Raw genomic sequence first — 17,652 nt, forward strand, 5'->3', positions numbered from 1 at the left:
AATGGCGAGAAACCACAGCACGAACGAGCGTATTTCGTCGTGCCGGGCGAACAAGTGGACGGTTCTCGCGGATCGCCCAAGATCAGAACTTAGGCGGTTCTTGAGGTGGCGTATAGGGCACTTCCCCATCGCCATAGAAGCGTTTTCGCGTAGCTTCGGCGACACGATTGCACAGCTCGTCACCCAGCCTGGCGCGATCGAGCTTGCACTGCTGGCGGAGCTCTTTCAGCCGCTCTGGATCGGCCGCGAGTTCGTCAACCGAGTGCAACCCCGACGGTGCCGGTGGTCCGGGCTGGTCGCAGGCTGTGAGTGCCAGTACACATAGAAACGGTATGACCTTCTTCATAGCTCGACTCCTCCACGTTACCGGTCTGACTGGGTGGTATGGACTAGACGTTCTCCGATGACTCGATGGTTTGTACCCGTTCGATAAAACGAGCCAACGTCACCGATGGTTCGCGTGTCGAGCGCAACAAATAAGTGGTAAGTACCGGACAACACCCCGCCAGAGGTCGACCGACCACCCCCGATTCTCGGCAAGCTGCGATATTCGACTCTCCCGCCAATCCTAGGGCGAACCCCGCAGCCACGAGCGCCATCATCAGGTCGCAGGAAGCCACCTGTTCCGCGACCAGCGGTTCCGTTCCGGCTTGGCGCAAGAAACGCTCGACTTGGCGCGCATGCCCCTCGCAGGCCTGTGGATCACACAGCACCAGCGGATAACGCAGCAGCTCTTCCAACGGAATTCGCTTGTAGGACAGGATGGGATGGCGCTCCGGCACTGCCACTATCAAAGGATCACTCCAAGCCGGAGTAGCAACGATGCCATCCCCGACCTCATCCGACTGAGCAAACCCGGCGTCATACAGATCGTCGTGCAGCCCCTTGATCTGCTGAGCCAACGACACTTCAAACAGCCGAATCTCGACTTCCGGCTCTTCTTGCCGGCAGAGCGCAAGGAAAGAGGAGAAGCGCGACGGCGAGATCCCGTCCGAGAGAGCCATCCGGAGCTGACCGCGAAACCCATTGGCAGCCGCCTTCACACTGTCCCTCGCCTGTTGAAGTGAAGTGAATACGCGCGGCACATGCTCCAGAAACTGTCGCCCAGCATGCGTGAGCCTTGTACTGCGCGTAGTTCGCAGGAAAAGCTGTGTGCCCAACTCCTCTTCAAGCTCCTTGATTGCACGAGATAGAGGCGATTGTTCGATATGCAACCGCTCAGCAGCACGTGCGAAGTGCAGCTCCTCAGCAACAGCAAGGAAGCAGCGAAGATGTCGAAGTTCCATTGAACCATCCTCTCTTTCGGCGCGTAATCAGGCCGTGTATCCATACGGCTAGGGATGGTCTAAAGTAGCCCGACACTTCCGGGCCACTTCGCCATCAGCGATTTCAAAAACGAAGGCTGGTCAAAATATGATCAGACTCGTCGCTTACTTCATGCTTTACGGCTGCCGCAGCACCTCGCAGCAGCCATTTCCCGCATTACAGGCGCACCTCTCCTGAATTCGTCAGCAAATGTCGGCGCGCCATCCACAGGTTCGACAGGGCGAATAATGTGACCATCTGCGCCGTATTCTTGGCCAGGCCGCGGAAGCGCACCTTGGTGTAACCGAACTGACGCTTGATTACTCGAAATGGATGTTCGACCTTGGCGCGCATCTGCGCCTTGGCTTTCTCGATCTTGCGGATCGCTTTGTACAAGGCGCTGCGCTTGCCATGTTTCTTGTAGCTACTGCGGCGGGCTGCAACCTGCCAGATGACCTGGCGGCCTGCATGCTCGAGGCGTTTTCCGACCCCGGTATAACAGGCATCGGCACACATCACGTTTTCCTCACCATGCAGTAGCTTGTCGACCTGGGTGATATCCTCGACATCGGCCGCTGTGACCACTACGCTGTGCACTAGGCCCGATTCATCGTCGGCACCAATGTGCACTTTGGCTCCGCAGTAATACTCGTTACCCTTCTTCGTCTGATGCATTTCCGGGTCACGCTTACCGTCCTGGCTCTTGGTCGAACTCGGCGCGTGGATCAGCGTGCATCGACGATGGTGCCCTGGCGCAATGACAGACCACGGTCACATAGGTAACCATTGATCACGCCCAGAATCCCAGCCGCCAACTCGTGCTTCTCCAGCAGGCGACGGAAGTTAAGGATGGTGGTCTCGTACAGCACGTCCTACATCGCCGGATCGCTGTAGCCGAACCAGTTCTGCAACAGATGCACAAGCCGTATGACCATCAACGGATAGGCCGAACGGGTGCCTTCATCCTTGGGGTAGTAAGGCTCAATCAAAGTGATCAAGCCTTACCACGGCACCACCTGATCCATCTCGATCAGGAACAGCTCCTTGCGGGTCTGCTTGCGCTTGCCGGCGTACTCGGCGTCGGCGAAGGTCATCTGCTTCATCGGGAAACTCGGGCAACTGGTGCGGCTTATTTCATCAGAAACGGAAAGTCTTCTTCAGGGTTTCCTTAGCAGCCTCATCTACAGAAACCTTTGCCATTGCAATATTGGCAAAGGAAAACCCAATAAATACCGCAAGCAAACCAAATGGAGCCTTACCAACAACCCCCATTAGCCCTTCATTTATTTTCGTTCTGATATGAATCATCAAACGGTATATTTCCATGAGAAACCGACAGCCTCAGACGAGCATCCTGAGCAGCACTAGAAAACCATCAAATCTGTGTAGCTTTAAATCCAGACTGGAGAATGTAAGGAGTGAGTCCCAAAGGCTTCGGGACTCACTCATACCTTACAACTATGCTTATTCTAGATATATGGCTCTATTTATTTGCCGCCATTAGCTCTTGAACGCCACTTCGCTTATTTGCCTCACGAGCCAGCACACGTTCTTCTGCACTTGCATAGTCTCGATCCCAAGCCAAAACCTTCGGAGTCATCAGTTTATGCCACAGCGGCGGAATCATGGCAGCGATGATAGTGGTTAGATAGCCACCCACCATCATCGGCGCATCCGGAAACGGCCTGAGATCTTGATAAGGAACTTCGCCTTGAGCATGGTGATGGGAATGGCGGGTCAAGTTAAACATGGCCCAAGAGCTGATGCGTTTGTTTGTATTCCAAGAATGGCGCGGCTGCACAGGTGTGGCCGGGTTGCGCACCATGCCGTAGTGCTCCATATAGTTGACAATCTCCAGCAACGCTTTACCCGCGAGCGCACAGGCGATAAAGAATAGTGCTGCGCCCACACCCCCAATGGCATAGGCAATAGCGACCAAAACAATACTCATCAAGTGACCACGAATAACCGCATTGTGCCAACCGAAGCGACTCTGCCCTTTACGCATTAAGCGTTTGCTCTCGATTGCCCAAGCGCTGATATTGCCCTTAATAGTCGAAGTCACAACATGCCAGTAAACATTACGACCACGCGGGGCTGTAGCCGGGTCCTCGATGGTCGAGACGTAGCGGTGATGGCCGTAAACGTGCTCAATCGAAAACACTGTGTCGAAGCTAAACGCCAGCAACCAGCGACCAATCAGCATCGAGACAGGATCCCAAGTGCGATGAGTTAATTCATGCGCAGGAATAGTGCCGGTCATACCGATCATCAGCCACGCCAGAGCCCACGTAGACACGTAATGGCCGGCGAAGGTGGCGTCACGGGCAGCGATAAGGTCGTAGCCGGTTAAGCGACTTAGGGCCGCACCGAAGCCCATGAAGTCGCCACTGCTAACGCTCCATACCGCCGAAAAAATAATAAGCGCCAATAACGGTAGAGCCAGCCACAACTGAACAGTCAGGATTACGGGGTGTTTGAAATTAGGCGTGCTGGTGTCATCCCCTGCAATGGCATCGCCAATGACGTAAAAGAACACCACGGCCATCAGACCGATTGTTATCCAAGCACCACCGGCCAAGATAGCGGCGGCAGACACTAAGCCAACCATATGAAAGAGAAAGTACTTCAGGTAATGCAGCGCGTTCATAGTCGTCTCTCTTGTTGTTAAAGGAATATCAGGCAGTAGCCGCCAGCGGGTCATGATGAGTGGTGAAGCGATCGGCATGGATGTGCTCATGGGCCACCGCAGAACCACGCAACATCAACACCGCGCTATCGATCATCACGGGAGGGCCACATAAGTAGGCGTGAGCACCAACCTCCAGAAACGTGGGGATGAGTTCAGTGACGAGCCCTCTGGCACCTTGCCAGCTGGAGTCACTTGTTTCGCCAGAGAGAACCGGTACGAAGCGGAACGAAGCATGCCACTGGGCAGCCAGAGCACTAATTTCCTCAAGCGCATATAGGTCACGCTCTTCGCGAGCACCGAACAGCAAAGTGACCGAGCGCTGAGCCCCTAAGGCAAGAGCCTCTTCGAGAAGAGCCAGGATTGGCGCCAGCCCACTACCACCTGCCACCAACAGCAGAGGTGCAGTGCTCGGGCGCAAATAGAAGTCACCCACAGGCCCCTCAACCATCGCACCCTGCCCAAGCAGCAACTGATCGTTGATTACGCTTGTTACACGGCCGCCTTGCACCCTGCGGATGAAGAAGGACACCTTGCCATCAGGCTGCGGCCTACTCGCAAAAGAAAAACTACGGGCATACTGCGGCAGAGCGTCGAGACATAGATCCGCGTACTGCCCCGCCTTGTAAGGCAGGCTCTCCTCTAGCTGAATAACCAGCCGAGTGATGTCGTGCGTGAGCCTGTCTTGCGCCACCACCTTACCCCAGACACGTCGCCGGGCTTGAGAGGCCGTAAGATCCACCTCAATGCTCACCTCACCCTTGGGAACGCTCTGGCAGGCCAGGATGTAGCCGGCATCCAGCTCCTCGTCACTGAGGATGTAGCCGGTTTCAGTCAATTCCTTCACCTGACCCGCTATCAGCTTGCACTTGCAACTGGCGCAACCGCCCACACGGCAGCTATGGGGGAAATCAATGCCTTGGCGCAGAGCTGCATGCAGCAGGGTTTCACCTGGCCTTACATCTACCCCGATACCATTGATAAGCGCTGCTGAAGCCTTGCGCTTGGCGAAAAATGAAAACATGTGCCCTCCGGGAATCATTGTTGGAGTAGGAACTGCGGACGCTTACATCCTAGCGACGACCTGGGGCGAGCAAGAGGTTCCGCATTGACAAAGACGGGTCATTTATTGACAATTTACGCAGTACTGAATTATCGCGAGGAGGGATAGCTATGCTCAACTTCGTCTTGCCTGTGCAGTACTTACGGCAAATCGCCGAGCTGGTTCGGGTCTTTGGCGTAAATCCAGAAGATTGGCTAGCACGCAGCCAACTGACCCTGAGCCAGATAAACGAAGCTAGCTTCCAACCCAGCTTCGACGTGTTCCGCCAACTAACTGAAGATGCCTTGATACTGACCGACGAACCCGCGCTCGGTTTGTTACTGGGCGAGCGGCTGGTTATCAACACCCATGGAATTCTCGGTTTCGCTGCGCAGCAGAGCGAATCGCTTAGCCAGGCCATTCAATTGGTACAGCGCTATCTAGCGTTACGCACCACCCTGTTTGACCTTGAACACGAGCACGACGAGGCAACCCAGCTAGAGCACCTCCGCTTCCGTGCAAACTTCACTCTGGGTGCCTGCGAGCGAATGCTGCTTGAAGCAGTCATGCTGGCGGTAAAGAACATTTTCGACGCAATCACCTTGGGTTGCGCTCGGCCTCGACTGGCCAGTTTTCCCTTCCCAGAGCCAACTTACGCCAACCTGGCAATCGACATGTTCGGTTGCGAAGTAGCCTATGGACAGAGCTGGGCTGGCTTCATTCTGGACACCGAGTTACTTGAACAACCTCTCAAAATGGCCGACCCGGCAGCCTTCCGAGAGGCCGAAAAAATCTGTCAGCAAGAACTGGGAAAACTGGCAGCCAAAACATCAACAAGCGCAGGCGTGCGAAGGATAATGCTGGAGAAACAACACGGCTTCCCAAGCCTGAACGTGACCGCACGGCTGTTCCACCTAACTCCACGCACCCTCCATCGCCGACTACTTGAAGAGGGCACGTCCTTCAAAGAGATCCTCGAGGAGGTACGCCATACACTGGCGGTTGAACATCTCAAAGCTGGCCATTTAACGATGGGGGAGATCGCCTATACATTGGGCTACACAGATCTCGCAAACTTCCGTAGAGCCTTCAAACGGTGGACAGGCACGCCTCCCTCTCATTATCTCAGGCACCTACCCAGCACAGCAGGTAAAGCAACAGAATAAACGACGGACTACACCCACCCCGGCAGACACTCGCAACCTATGCTAAAACATGGACGACACCCCATTATCCTGAGCCCATCAGAGGCCAACCCAGGCCCACAAGCCCCTCAAGTCAGCCACCCGCACAGCAGCTAACGCTGGACTCTCATACTCCGAGAGAAGCTAATCCAGCAGCACCTACCCACTGCTACCAATCCACACGCGCGCGCGCGTGACAAGCTACAGAGCCTATGGCCGCCTGTAGTTCTGGACCCTTAAAAACCGCAACAAGCCCACAGACTCATTACAAAGTATGAGCCTAAGGATCACTCTTTCATCCGTTACCCGCCCCGTGACGATTGATTACCTTTGCCGGCGATCAACCACCACACACAGGGGTAGCGCATGATTACAATAACAAGGCGCGCGTGTTTTCGACCGCATGCACTAGCGGCAGCAATCGCACTGGGTCTCTCAAGCGGAGTACAAGCAGTAACCTTCAACATTGGCGAGATTGAGGGCCAGTTCGATTCCTCGCTTTCCGTCGGAGCCAGTTGGTCGATGCGCGGTGCCGATCCAGAGCTGATCGGCGGCCACAACGGCGGCAAGGGATTGTTGCAGGCATCCGACGACGGCCGTCTGAACTTCAAAAAGGGCGAAACCTTCTCCAAAATCTTCAAGGGCATCCACGATCTCGAACTGAGATACGGTGATAGCGGTGTCTTCATCCGTGGCAAGTATTGGTACGACTTCGAACTGAAGGATGAGCAGCGCCTATTCAAGGATATCGACGACCACAACCGCAAGGAGGCCGCTCAGGCGTCCGGCGCACAGTTTCTCGACGCCTTCGTCTACCACAATTACTTCATCGGCGAGCAACCTGGTTCCGTACGCTTAGGTAAGCAGGTTGTGAGCTGGGGCGAGAGCACCTTCATCCTCAACTCGATCAACTCGATCAACCCAATCGACGCGGCGGCCTTCCGCCGACCGGGTGCGGAGATCAAGGAAGGCCTGATTCCGGTAAACATGTTCTATGTCTCGCAGAGCCTGACCGAGAACCTGTCCGCCGAGGTCTTCTACCAGTTGGAGTGGGATCAGACTGTCGTCGACAACTGCGGAACCTTCTTCGCTCAGTTCGACAATGTGGCCGATGGTTGCGACGGCAATCTGAATGTTCTGACACCAGCATTGGCCCCCTTCGGCAATGCGCTCGGTTACCAAGCAACATCGGAAGGCGTAATCGTGCCACGCGCCGGTGATCGCGACGCACGCGACGATGGGCAATGGGGTCTGGCGCTGCGTTATACCTTCGAGCCGCTGGATACCGAGTTCGGCGCTTATGCCATGAACTATCACAGCCGCACGCCGTTCTACAGTACCAAAGCAGCAGGTCAGGCTGAGTATCTGGAGTCCCTCAACGCGGTGCTGGGCAATGTCCCCGGGGTTCCAGGTGGCGTGCCAGGAATAGCCATCGCCAATGTGGCCGGCGGCAGCCAGTACTTCATGGAGTATCCAGAAGACATCCGCCTGTATGGCCTGAGCTTCGCCACCAGTCTGCCTACCGGCACCGCATGGTCTGGCGAGATCAGCTACCGACCAAATGCTCCGGTACAGCTCAACTCCACCGATGTGACCTTCGCACCGGTTCGCGGCCTGGCGCAATTCGATCCCTCGTTCAGTCAGTACTCACTACTGGGCGGCGACCCTACCTCGATTCCCGGCAGTACCATTCATGGTTACAACCGCAAGGAAATCACCCAGTTCCAAACCACCTTTGTCCACTTCCTCGATCAGGTGATGGGAGCCGCGCGCGTGACCCTAATCGGCGAAGTCGGTGTGGTACATGTCGGCGGTCTGGAAAAAACCTCCGAGGCGCGGTATGGCCGCGACGCGGTGTTTGGTCCAGGCGAATTGCCGGGTTACTTGACCGGGGGGCTGCCGAGTTGCACTGCGATCAACGCAGGAACCTTCGCCGGCACACCGGCTTTGGCCAATGCCAGCACGCATTGCAACGATGACGGCTTCGTCACCAGCACGGCTTGGGGTTACCGCACTCGCGCCATCTGGGACTACAACGACGTGTTCGCCGGAGTGAACCTCAAGCCGAGCGTGGCCTTCTCGCATGACGTCGACGGCAATGGCCCCAACGGCCTGTTCACTGAGGGGGCCAAAGCCATCAGTCTGGCTCTGGATGCTGACTACCGGAGCACCTACAGCGCCAGCCTGTCCTATACGGATTTCTTCGGCGGTGACTACAACACCTCGGTTGACCGCGATTTCCTGGCGCTCAGCTTCGGCATGAGCTTCTAAGCACAGAGCGGAATAACAATGGATAAAACGATGATCACAACCAAATCCCTTATGCAAACCGGTGTCCTGGCGCTATCTCTCTTTGCCACCAGCGTGATGGCGAAGGTGTCCCCGGACGAAGCGGCCAAACTGGGCACCAGCCTGACCCCAATCGGCGCAGAGAAGGCCGGGAACGCCGACGGCAGTATTCCCCATTGGACCGGCGGCCTGCCGACCAACGCCGGCACGGTAGACGCCAAAGGCTTCCTCTCCGATCCCTTCGCCAGCGAGCGACCGCTGTTCACCATAACCGCGGCCAACGCCGACCAGTACAAAGACAAACTGTCCGCCGGACAGTTAGCGATGTTCAAGCGCTACCCCGACACCTACAAGATCCCGGTATACCCGAGCCACCGTAGCGCGGCCCTGCCAGACAGCATCTACGCGGCGATCAAGACCAGCGCGCTGAATACCGAAGGCATCGATGGCGGCAACGGCCTCAAGGGTTTCAGTGACAGTCGCTATTACGCCTTCCCAATCCCACAAAGCGGTGTTGAGGTGATCTGGAACCATACCACCCGTTACCGCGGCGGTAACATCAAGCGTTACATGACGCTTGTACAGCCACAAGTCAACGGCACCTTCGACATGGTTCACTTCGCCGACGAAGTGTCTTACCCCAGCAACCTGCCAGATCTGGACAAACAGAAGGCCGAAAACATCCTGTTCTACTTCATCCAGGTTGTGACCGCCCCGGCACGTCAGGCCGGCAATGTGCTTCTGGTGCATGAGACCATCGACCAAGTCAAAGAGCCTCGTATGGCCTGGCTATACAACTCCGGCCAGCGGCGCGTGCGGCGCGCACCTCAAGTGGCCTACGACAGCCCTCAAACTGCTTCCGATGGTTTGTCCACTACGGACAACTACGACATGTTCAATGGTGCTCCGGATCGCTATAGCTGGGAGCTCGTCGGCAAGAAGGAGATGTACATCCCCTACAACAGCTACAAACTGGATTCGCCGAGCCTGAAGTACAAAGACATCCTCCAGGCAGGACATATTAACCAGGATCTCACTCGCTACGAGTTGCATCGGGTGTGGGAAGTCGTAGCCAAGGTCAAACCAGGCGAGCGCCATATTTATGCAACCCGTCACATGTACTTCGATGAAGATAGCTGGCAGCTGGCGTTAGTAGATCACTACGATGGCCGAGGCAGCCTATGGCGCGTAGGAGAGGGGCATATGCAGCAGTACTACCATAAGCAAGTGCCTGGCTATACCGCCGAAACACTGTATGACCTGACCTCTGGTCGATACTCGGTGCTAGGCCTGAAGAACGAAGCGAAACAGAGCTTCGAATTCGGTGCTAAGGCCACTGCCTCCAGATATACCCCAGCAGCGCTACGCCAGGCAGGTGTACGCTGACGTTACCCCGCAACGCTGTTCCATTACTTCATACGGCCCTCTTGGGCCGTTTTTATTGCTAACGTATTTGCGCACTGCCATCAGCCTCTGTAAGGATGGAATGACTTCATACTGGCTTTCGAGCGAACTCATGGCCTCGCCACCTCTTTCTAGCGCACCCCGGTTGCCTTCCATCAACCTGCCCCGTCCACGCTTGCGTGATGCCCTCCTGCAGGCTAACTGCCACCTGCGCCTTCTCTGCGCCCCAGCCGGCAGCGGTAAGAGCGTATTACTCGGCGAATGTGTGCGACTGAAGCCAGAAAACATTCGCGCAGTCCATTTCGACCTGCGCGGCCAGCCACTGGGTGCCGAGTCTTTTGTGCAACGTCTGGGGGTTGCTCTGGGCTTAGGAGAGGTCTCCCAGGCCGCCATTGAGCGCCTCCTCCAAGAGCAGGCGCAGCCACTCTGGCTGATGCTCGACGATTATCCGCGTAGCCCGGACTCCGAGCTAGACCAAACCCTCAACACCCTGCTACTGAATACCCCACCCCAAGTGAAATGGTGGATCACCAGCCGGCGCCGACCGCAACTGCAGCTAGCCAGACTGCTACTGGATGGAGAGCTATTTGAGCTGGGCAGCCAGGAGCTAGCATTCAGCGAAAACGAACTAGGCGAGCTACTGCAGCTCGCAGGCCATCAATGGCCGCGCTCAACCCAGTTGAAGCTACTGGAGCAAACCCAAGGCTGGTGCGCCGGCCTACGCGTGCGCCTACATGGCATCAAACCTGGTCAGCCCTTGGCGCCCGACGGTAGCGACGAGTTGCTCCTGGACTACCTCAAACATGAAGTGCTGAATGAGCTGCCCGATGATTTGCAGCAAGCCCTCTACGCTCTGGCCCAGTTCCCCACCTTTGAGCGCGAGATGTGCGATCACCTGCTCGGCGCGGGTGAAGGAATCCAACTGCTGGAGCAACTGCGCGAAGCGGGTCTTTTCATCGAGGCTGCAGACCAAGGCGGCAGACGGCTACGCGTACAGCCAGCGGTGGCCTCTTTCCTGGCAAGCCAGTTGCCAGGCAGTATGACCAAGGCTTTATTTCGCAAGGCGTGCCAGTGGTACATCAGCCGCGAGGAAATCCGCCCTGCGCTGGAGTACGCGCTTAAAGCTGATCAGCCAGAAGTGGCTGCCAGCCTGATGCAACGCTACACCCAGGATCGCTTGCTCCAAGGCCGCGGCCTTGCCCTGCTGCTGGAGTGGCGCAGTGAACTGCCGGTCTCCCTGCTCAGCAGCACCCCGCGCCTGGCCCTGCTCAACGCCTGGGTCCTGCTACTCAGCGGCCGGCTCGACGAAGTCCCGGACTACCTGATGGCGCTAGAGCGATTCCTGCCACAGCCCGACGCGCGACACCAACAGGAACTGATCGCTGAGTGGAAGGCTCTGGCCGGCAAACTGGCATTTCACAGAGGTGATGCCAAGCGAGCTCGCATTCTGCTGGCTGAGGCTGTCGCCGAACTGCCTGAAAGATCTTGGGGGCAGCGCCTTCTTTGCCATCTGGCACAGATCGATCAAGCACTTATTGAGGGTCGCTTCAACGTGGCCCAAGAGCTCAACCGCGTGTCCATCAAGCAGGCCCGTGAGCACGCCAGCTTGGCCTTCGAAAGTCTAGTGGCACTGGAGCACGCCAAGCTGCTGGAAATCCGCGGCGAGCTGCTACGCGCAGAAACCTTGCTCAGCCGCTTGTATACCGAGCTGTCTGACGCCAGGGGCGACACTGAGATCAGCCCGATGCGCGGCCGTACCCAACTGCTGCGCGCGGGCCTGCTATTGCAACGAGGCTGCTACCAAGAAGCCGAGGCTGCCTTTACTTCAGGCCTGCGGGAATGTCAGTCTTGTGCAGACCCGGCCGCCGTCTGGGGCCACCTGGGTTTGGCGGAGCTGAGCGCCCTGCACGGCGATCTTGCCGACGCCTTCGCCCGTATCGCCGATGCCGAGCGTCTGATGCAGTACAGCCACATCAACGTGCAACTGTATCAAGGCTTACTGCTGCTAACCAAGGCCCGACTGTGGCTCGGCCAGGGCCGCTATGCCCAGGCCGAAAAGGCCCTGCGCGCCCTGCTGGAAGAGGGAGCCCAACTGCCACCATTCGGCGCCCCCGAACTTAACCTGCGCCTGCGCTTGGCACTCACCCAGGCGCAGCTCGCCGGCGAGCAACCGGAGCTGGCCCTGAGCAACCTGCACGCGCTGCTCAACCAGGCAATGGACGAAGGCCGCCGACCACTGGCCTGCGAGATCGGCTTCAGCCTGGCCGAGGGTCTCCACGCCAGCAACAGGCAAGCGCAAGCCAAGCAGGCTCTGCTCGATGCCCTAGCACTGGCCCGGCAGATGGGGTTGGCCAGCGTCGAGCGAGCCTTTGCCCAACGCAATCCGGCGATGATGCGCTGGGCCACCGAGAGCAACGGGACTGGTAACGGCAGCCCCGCCGCCCTACTAAGCCGACGCGAGCTGGACGTGCTCAAACTGATCGCCCAGGGCTGTTCCAACCAGCAGATCGCCGAGAGTCTGTTCATCTCTCTGCACACAGTGAAGACTCACGCCCAGAACATAAATTTCAAACTCGGCGTGGCGCGCCGAACCCAGGCAGTGGCACGCGCCAAAGAGCTTGGCCTGACGGGCTGAACCAGGATTTGGTATCTCCAGAGCTACTCATTACCTAGCGCGCCCAAGCGATGATCGATGTATCATCTCGCCACCACAGTCATAAAAAGTCAAAAAATAGTCGTAAAAAGCCAATAACCCCCAACCCAAAACCACCAAGAATTCCACTGTTCTCCTCGCCACCAATCGAGACTTGCACAGATGGAATTCGACTACATTATCGTCGGCGCCGGCTCCGCCGGCTGCGTCTTGGCCAACCGACTGAGCGCCAACCCGGACACGCACGTTTGCCTGCTGGAGGCAGGGCCGAAAGATACCTCTCCACTGATCCACACACCGTTGGGCGTCGCCGCGATCCTGCCAACCCGTCACGTCAACTGGGCCTTCGATACTGTGGCGCAGCCTGGCCTGGGCGGCCGCGTCGGTTATCAGCCACGCGGCAAGGTGTTGGGGGGCAGCAGCTCAATTAACGGAATGATCTACATCCGCGGCCACCACAGTGACTTCGACGACTGGCAAGCGCTGGGCAACCCCGGCTGGTCCTTCGCCGATGTGCTTCCATACTTTCGCAAAAGCGAGATGCACCACAGCGATAGCAGCGAATTCCATGGCGGCGAAGGCGAGCTTTACGTCGGTCGAGCCCACCGCCATGCCGCTACCGAAGCTTTCGTCGAATCCGCCATTCAGGCTGGCCACCCCTACACCTCAGACTTCAATGGTGCACAGCAGGAAGGCGTCGGCTACTACGACGTAACCATCCGCGACGGTCGCCGCTGGAGCACTGCCACAGCCTTCCTCAAACCGATCCGCCACCGCGAAAACCTCACCGTACTCACTGGCGCCCACGTCGAGCGCGTACTGCTGCAAGGCAAACAGGCCGTTGGCGTGCAAGCTCTGATCAAGGGCCGGCGCCTGCAACTGAAGGCGCGCAAGGAAGTACTGCTGGCCGCTGGCGCTTTCGGCAGCCCGCATCTGTTAATGCTATCTGGCATAGGACCGGAGTCCGAGCTCAAACCACTGGGCATCGATGTGCAACACGAGCTGCCGGGCGTCGGCCAGAACCTGCAGGATCATCCGGACATCGTGCTCTGCTACAAAAGCCGCGACACCTCGCTGCTGGGTATATCTCTCAGCGGTAGTCTGAAGATGGGCAAGGCACTGATCGACTATCTGCGCAACCAAAAAGGCCCATTTGGGAGCAATTGTGCCGAAGGGGGTGGCTTCCTCAAAACAGCCCCAGACTTAGCGCGCCCAGATATCCAGCTGCACTCGGTGATCGGCACAGTCGATGACCACAACCGCAAGCTTCACTGGGGCCACGGTTTCAGCTGTCATGTCTGCGTGCTGCGGCCCAAAAGCATCGGCAGCGTCGGCCTGACATCCGCGGACCCAGGCGCAGCACCGCGCATCGACCCCAACTTCCTCGGACACGACGACGATGTGCAGACGCTGCTCAAGGGCTATCGCATGGCTCGCGAGATAGTAGCTCAGGCCCCCATGGCGCGCTTCGGCCTCAAGGACATGTACAGCCAGCACCTGCACAGTGACGAACAGCTGATTGAATTGCTGCGTCGCCGCACCGACTCCATCTATCACCCGATCGGCACCTGCAAGATGGGTCAGGACGAGTTGGCCGTCGTTGACAGCCAACTGCGAGTGCACGGCATTGAGGGCCTGCGAGTGATAGACGCCTCCATCATGCCGACCTTGGTAGGTGGCAACACCAACGCAGCCTCAATCATGATCGCAGAGCGCGGTGCCGAATGGGTAGCGTCTGCCTGAGGCGCATGACAACACAGAAAGGCCCCGATGCACGGGGGTTGGGCCTACTCTCTTTCCAGCAACTGACGGCGCCGCGCCCGTGGCGCCATGCTGAACCAACGTCGGCAAGCACGATTGAACACACTCTGCTCGCTATAACCGAGCAAGCCGGCGACCTGTGACATCGGCATGTTCCGCTCGGCCAGATAACAGTCGGCACGCTCCCGGCGCACTGCCTCCAGCAGCTCCTCGAATCCACTGCCCTGCTCAGCCAGGCGCCGCTGCAACACCCTCTCGTGCAACCCCAGCTGTTCGGCCACCAGTGGCAGGCGGCAGCGCTGGGTCGGCAGCATGCGCAGGATGAGAAACTCCACCTGAGAGCGCAGATCTTGAGGTCGCGCCGCATAAGCACTGAGGTACTGGACCAAGGTGCGGTACAGCAACGGATCCTGAAGCTCGATGGCCTGTTCCAGTTGATCACGGTGAAGAACCAGAGCATTGCAATCCTGTCCATTGCAGACGCTAGTGTTGAAATAACGGCGATAACGGGCAGCGGGTAGTGGGCTGATGCCGCTGAATAGAACGGCCAGAGATCTGAAGCTTGAGCCACAAAGCAGCTTCATAGTGTTATGGGCAACCCCGAGGGCCAGTTCCTGTAGCTGCCGCTGCTGTAAAGCACCCGGAAAACGGATATCGATGCGCAATCGCGACGTCTGTGACTCGCCGCTTTCTAGCTCAAGACAAATCCCTGGACTGTGGTAACCGATGAAGCGGACTATTTCCTCCAGAGCCTGGCCCACAGTTGCAGCACTGCGCGCGATCAGGGCGATCGGGCCAAGTACATGCACGTCCTGATACTGGGCCATACGTAAACCGAAGTCGGGGCAGTCCAGAACCGACGCTGCGTGCTCCAGCACCTCAATGAATGAGCGGAGCGGAACGCGCGCCTCCTCATCTCCAAGCAGCCGAGGGTCAATGTGGTACTGCCGCAACAGGGACTCGGGCTGGCCGCCCAACTGGCTCACCAGTTCGTTGAAGCCCCAAAATGAAGTGGTACGAATAAGAGTAGTCATGTTGACTGGAGTCCAATCACTATCAAAGCGGCCTCAGCCCTTTCATCAAATATGCACCTGGCTGAATGGTCATGGCTACGAGACGAGATTTGTAGAAGCCGCCTAGCATACCCGCCACCATTGAGTATGAACTGCTCACGCTTCGATAGACATCACCGGCCTATGCATGGAATACCCCCACTGCGGTAAATATCCACACCCTCAACCAATCAGCTCTATATCTAGCTAGACACCCCGCGACCGACTGATCTCCCACGACACGCCGCCACCGTCCACGGTTGCGGCAATCTGCTGCCCTAGGCGCTGCTCGATCACCGGCTTCCACGGAACCAGACTGAACCCTTTGCCGTCATCTAGCACTGCGTAACGTCCACTGGCGAGCATGACGCTACGCCGATAGGTGCCGGCCACCCGCTGTCCGTCATGTACAAGCAGATGCTCCAATCCCGTTTCAGTGGCGATGTCCCGAGCAGCCTGGGCCAGCTCCCGGCTGCGTAGCGTCACTAGAAGGTTACGCGCCAGGATCACACGCTGGCCTTGCTTCTCCGCCAGCCCTTGTTCGACTAGGAAATCGGCACGCTGCTGTATGGCCTGCCTCACCTCGCCAGCGAATCCTAGGTCACCCAACCCTCGCCCACCGCCTATCAATTGCTGGTCGAGCCAGGTAGCGCCGATCACACAAGCCTGCCGTTCGATGGGCAGATGAGACTTCAGCTCTACGGCCACGCCACCCAGGCGCTGCGCGTCGTACTGGCGACCGCGCTCGGGCAAGTCATCGGGCACTTTCCATAGCCCGTCGGCTACACGCTCCACGATGCCGGCCCGACGCAGGGCCTCCAGCCGGCGGACATGGGCCGCAACGACGTCCTGTGGATCTCGACTGTTCTTCTGTCCTTGGGCGATTGCCAGATGATGGTCGACGCGGTACAGGCCATCGCTTGCCAGCTCGGTGATGTTGCGGTCGGCCGCGCGTATCTCGGCCGAGCCGCGCACCTCCACCACCGATCCTGCGGGGTAGTTCGCCAGTTCATCGCGGGAATTGAGTGAAACGTAATGAGCCTTGCCGTCGACCCCATCAATGACCAGGTAAGCCCGGTCACGCAGCTCGTCGGCCAGTCCCTTGGCGGCCACCCGTCCGATCACAGCGCGCCCCGCCTCCCCCGGCTCGAACACGGCCAGCTCACGCGACCGGCCACTCATAGCGCGCTGCAGGGTGCGGACGATGTCACCCCGCTCGCCCAGCGCACGCAAGGTCTTCTCCGCATCGCCCTGAACGCTCCAGGTGCCGGGCCGGACCTCGGCGGCCAAGCCCATACGCTGCAAGCATTGCAGACGGCCAATCAGCAACAGGCGTTGGCGCTGCAGCCGCGGTTCGTTGAGGCGTTCGATCTGCAGCAGTCCATCACGCCCAGCTTCGCACCGCAGGGTGCGGTCCAGGCTCGTCCAGCGCTCCTGCTCCACCTCGCGCTGGAGGGTCTGCTGGATCTCCAGTTCAGTGTGCGGCCCCAACCATTCGGTGGCGAGCTCCGCGGCCCGGTGACGGAAGCCATGGGCGATGTAGTCGCTGGCGATGATGAGGTCTTTGCCGGTGTCGTCGCGCCCACGCAGGACAATGTGGGTATGCGGGTTGTCGGTATTCCAGTGATCCACCGCCACCCAATCCAGCCGCGTACCCAGGTCAGCCTCCATGCGGCTCATCAGGTGCCGGGCGTAGGTGCGCAAGTCGTCCAGCTCGGCACCGTCCTCAGGTGCGACGATGAAGCGGAAATGATGTCGATCGTCAGTGCAGCGTTCCCTGAAGGCACCGAGGTCGGCATCGTCCGCCTGTGGCCCGTAAGCCCTACCCGGCTCCCCATCGCGGCCGGCACCATCGCGCTCGATGTAGCGCAGGTGTTTGGTCAACGACTGCGGGCTGGCCTGGCGCTGGTTGACCAGCAGCGTCTTGATGGTCACCCGACGCGAGAGTGGCGTAAGCGAGGTGCCCGCGAAACGCGCCGCCGTATGCCCGCGCCCCAGGCGCGAGCCAGGCCGCTGACCGGCATGTTGCCCCTTGCCACCGGACAGTGCCGGCCGCCGCACAGCCGACTTGCCGCCGGCCTTGCCGACCTGCTTGAGCACCTTGGACACGAAGCCCTGATCGCGGTTCTTCGGCGCGCTGGGGCGCACGCGGAAATCGTCATCGCGTCGGTCGGTCATGGCTGCTCCCTCGGTAAGCCAGGGCGTGTTCTGGCGTGCGAAGCACGCAGGCATGCCTGCAGCAGCGAGCGCTACGCGCAATACACGGCACGGCG

At 58.6% G+C, this 17,652-nt stretch carries 11 protein-coding genes and 3 pseudogenes; 6 read left to right on the forward strand and 8 right to left on the reverse strand.

Features of this window, described 5'->3' with window-relative positions; all coding sequences use genetic code 11:
- Positions 1-82: 82 nt before the first annotated feature.
- The 6 genes and pseudogenes from ACEPAJ_RS16595 to ACEPAJ_RS16620 all read right to left on the reverse strand — a co-directional run bounded on the left by ACEPAJ_RS16595 (position 83) and on the right by ACEPAJ_RS16620 (position 5,018).
- Complete coding sequence (locus ACEPAJ_RS16595; RefSeq protein WP_425916282.1) at positions 83-346, reverse strand: EexN family lipoprotein; 264 nt, start codon at positions 344-346, stop codon at positions 83-85.
- Between the two features lie 43 nt (positions 347-389).
- On the reverse strand, positions 390-1,286 hold the full coding sequence (locus ACEPAJ_RS16600; protein WP_425916284.1) for a LysR family transcriptional regulator: 897 nt from the start codon (positions 1,284-1,286) through the stop codon (positions 390-392).
- A 196-nt stretch (positions 1,287-1,482) separates the two neighbouring features.
- Positions 1,483-2,408 (reverse strand): annotated as a pseudogene (locus ACEPAJ_RS16605) (IS5 family transposase).
- 34 nt (positions 2,409-2,442) lie between these two features.
- A complete protein-coding gene (locus tag ACEPAJ_RS16610; RefSeq protein WP_425916286.1) occupies positions 2,443-2,631 on the reverse strand; it encodes a hypothetical protein in 189 nt (62 codons plus the stop codon).
- Between the two features lie 157 nt (positions 2,632-2,788).
- A complete protein-coding gene (locus tag ACEPAJ_RS16615; protein WP_425916287.1) occupies positions 2,789-4,033 on the reverse strand; it encodes an alkane 1-monooxygenase in 1,245 nt (414 codons plus the stop codon).
- On the reverse strand, positions 3,984-5,018 hold the full coding sequence (locus ACEPAJ_RS16620) for a 2Fe-2S iron-sulfur cluster-binding protein (RefSeq protein WP_425916289.1): 1,035 nt from the start codon (positions 5,016-5,018) through the stop codon (positions 3,984-3,986). Before ACEPAJ_RS16620 ends, ACEPAJ_RS16615 begins: the two co-directional genes overlap by 50 nt.
- 149 nt (positions 5,019-5,167) lie before the next feature.
- Between ACEPAJ_RS16620 and ACEPAJ_RS16625 the strand changes: the two genes are divergently transcribed.
- The 6 genes and pseudogenes from ACEPAJ_RS16625 to ACEPAJ_RS16650 all read left to right on the forward strand — a co-directional run bounded on the left by ACEPAJ_RS16625 (position 5,168) and on the right by ACEPAJ_RS16650 (position 14,309).
- The gene (locus tag ACEPAJ_RS16625; RefSeq protein ID WP_425916291.1) at positions 5,168-6,202 is read left to right on the forward strand and encodes an AraC family transcriptional regulator; all 1,035 of its coding nucleotides are present in this window, start codon (positions 5,168-5,170) and stop codon (positions 6,200-6,202) included.
- Between the two features lie 384 nt (positions 6,203-6,586).
- Complete coding sequence (locus tag ACEPAJ_RS16630; protein ID WP_425916293.1) at positions 6,587-8,491, forward strand: DUF1302 domain-containing protein; 1,905 nt, start codon at positions 6,587-6,589, stop codon at positions 8,489-8,491.
- Between the two features lie 30 nt (positions 8,492-8,521).
- Positions 8,522-9,895, forward strand: coding sequence for a DUF1329 domain-containing protein (locus ACEPAJ_RS16635; protein ID WP_425916295.1), 1,374 nt, complete (start codon positions 8,522-8,524; stop codon positions 9,893-9,895).
- A 1,342-nt stretch (positions 9,896-11,237) separates the two neighbouring features.
- A pseudogene (locus ACEPAJ_RS16640) lies at positions 11,238-12,248 on the forward strand (helix-turn-helix transcriptional regulator); the annotation flags it as partial.
- A gap of 111 nt (positions 12,249-12,359) precedes the next feature.
- Positions 12,360-12,548: pseudogene (locus ACEPAJ_RS16645) on the forward strand (response regulator transcription factor); the annotation flags it as partial.
- Positions 12,549-12,728: 180 nt separating this feature from the next.
- Positions 12,729-14,309: a GMC family oxidoreductase gene (locus ACEPAJ_RS16650; RefSeq protein WP_425916297.1), complete on the forward strand. Its 1,581-nt coding sequence runs from the start codon at positions 12,729-12,731 to the stop codon at positions 14,307-14,309.
- A 44-nt stretch (positions 14,310-14,353) separates the two neighbouring features.
- Here ACEPAJ_RS16650 and ACEPAJ_RS16655 read toward each other — a convergent pair whose 3' ends face one another.
- On the reverse strand, positions 14,354-15,361 hold the full coding sequence (locus tag ACEPAJ_RS16655; RefSeq protein WP_425916299.1) for an AraC family transcriptional regulator: 1,008 nt from the start codon (positions 15,359-15,361) through the stop codon (positions 14,354-14,356).
- A 225-nt stretch (positions 15,362-15,586) separates the two neighbouring features.
- The gene (locus ACEPAJ_RS16660) at positions 15,587-17,557 is read right to left on the reverse strand and encodes a DUF3363 domain-containing protein (protein ID WP_425916301.1); all 1,971 of its coding nucleotides are present in this window, start codon (positions 17,555-17,557) and stop codon (positions 15,587-15,589) included.
- Positions 17,558-17,652: the final 95 nt, after the last annotated feature.

The sequence above is a fragment of the Pseudomonas sp. GWSMS-1 genome (genome assembly GCF_049847425.1).
In the GTDB taxonomy this organism is placed as follows: Bacteria; Pseudomonadota; Gammaproteobacteria; order Pseudomonadales; family Pseudomonadaceae; genus Aquipseudomonas.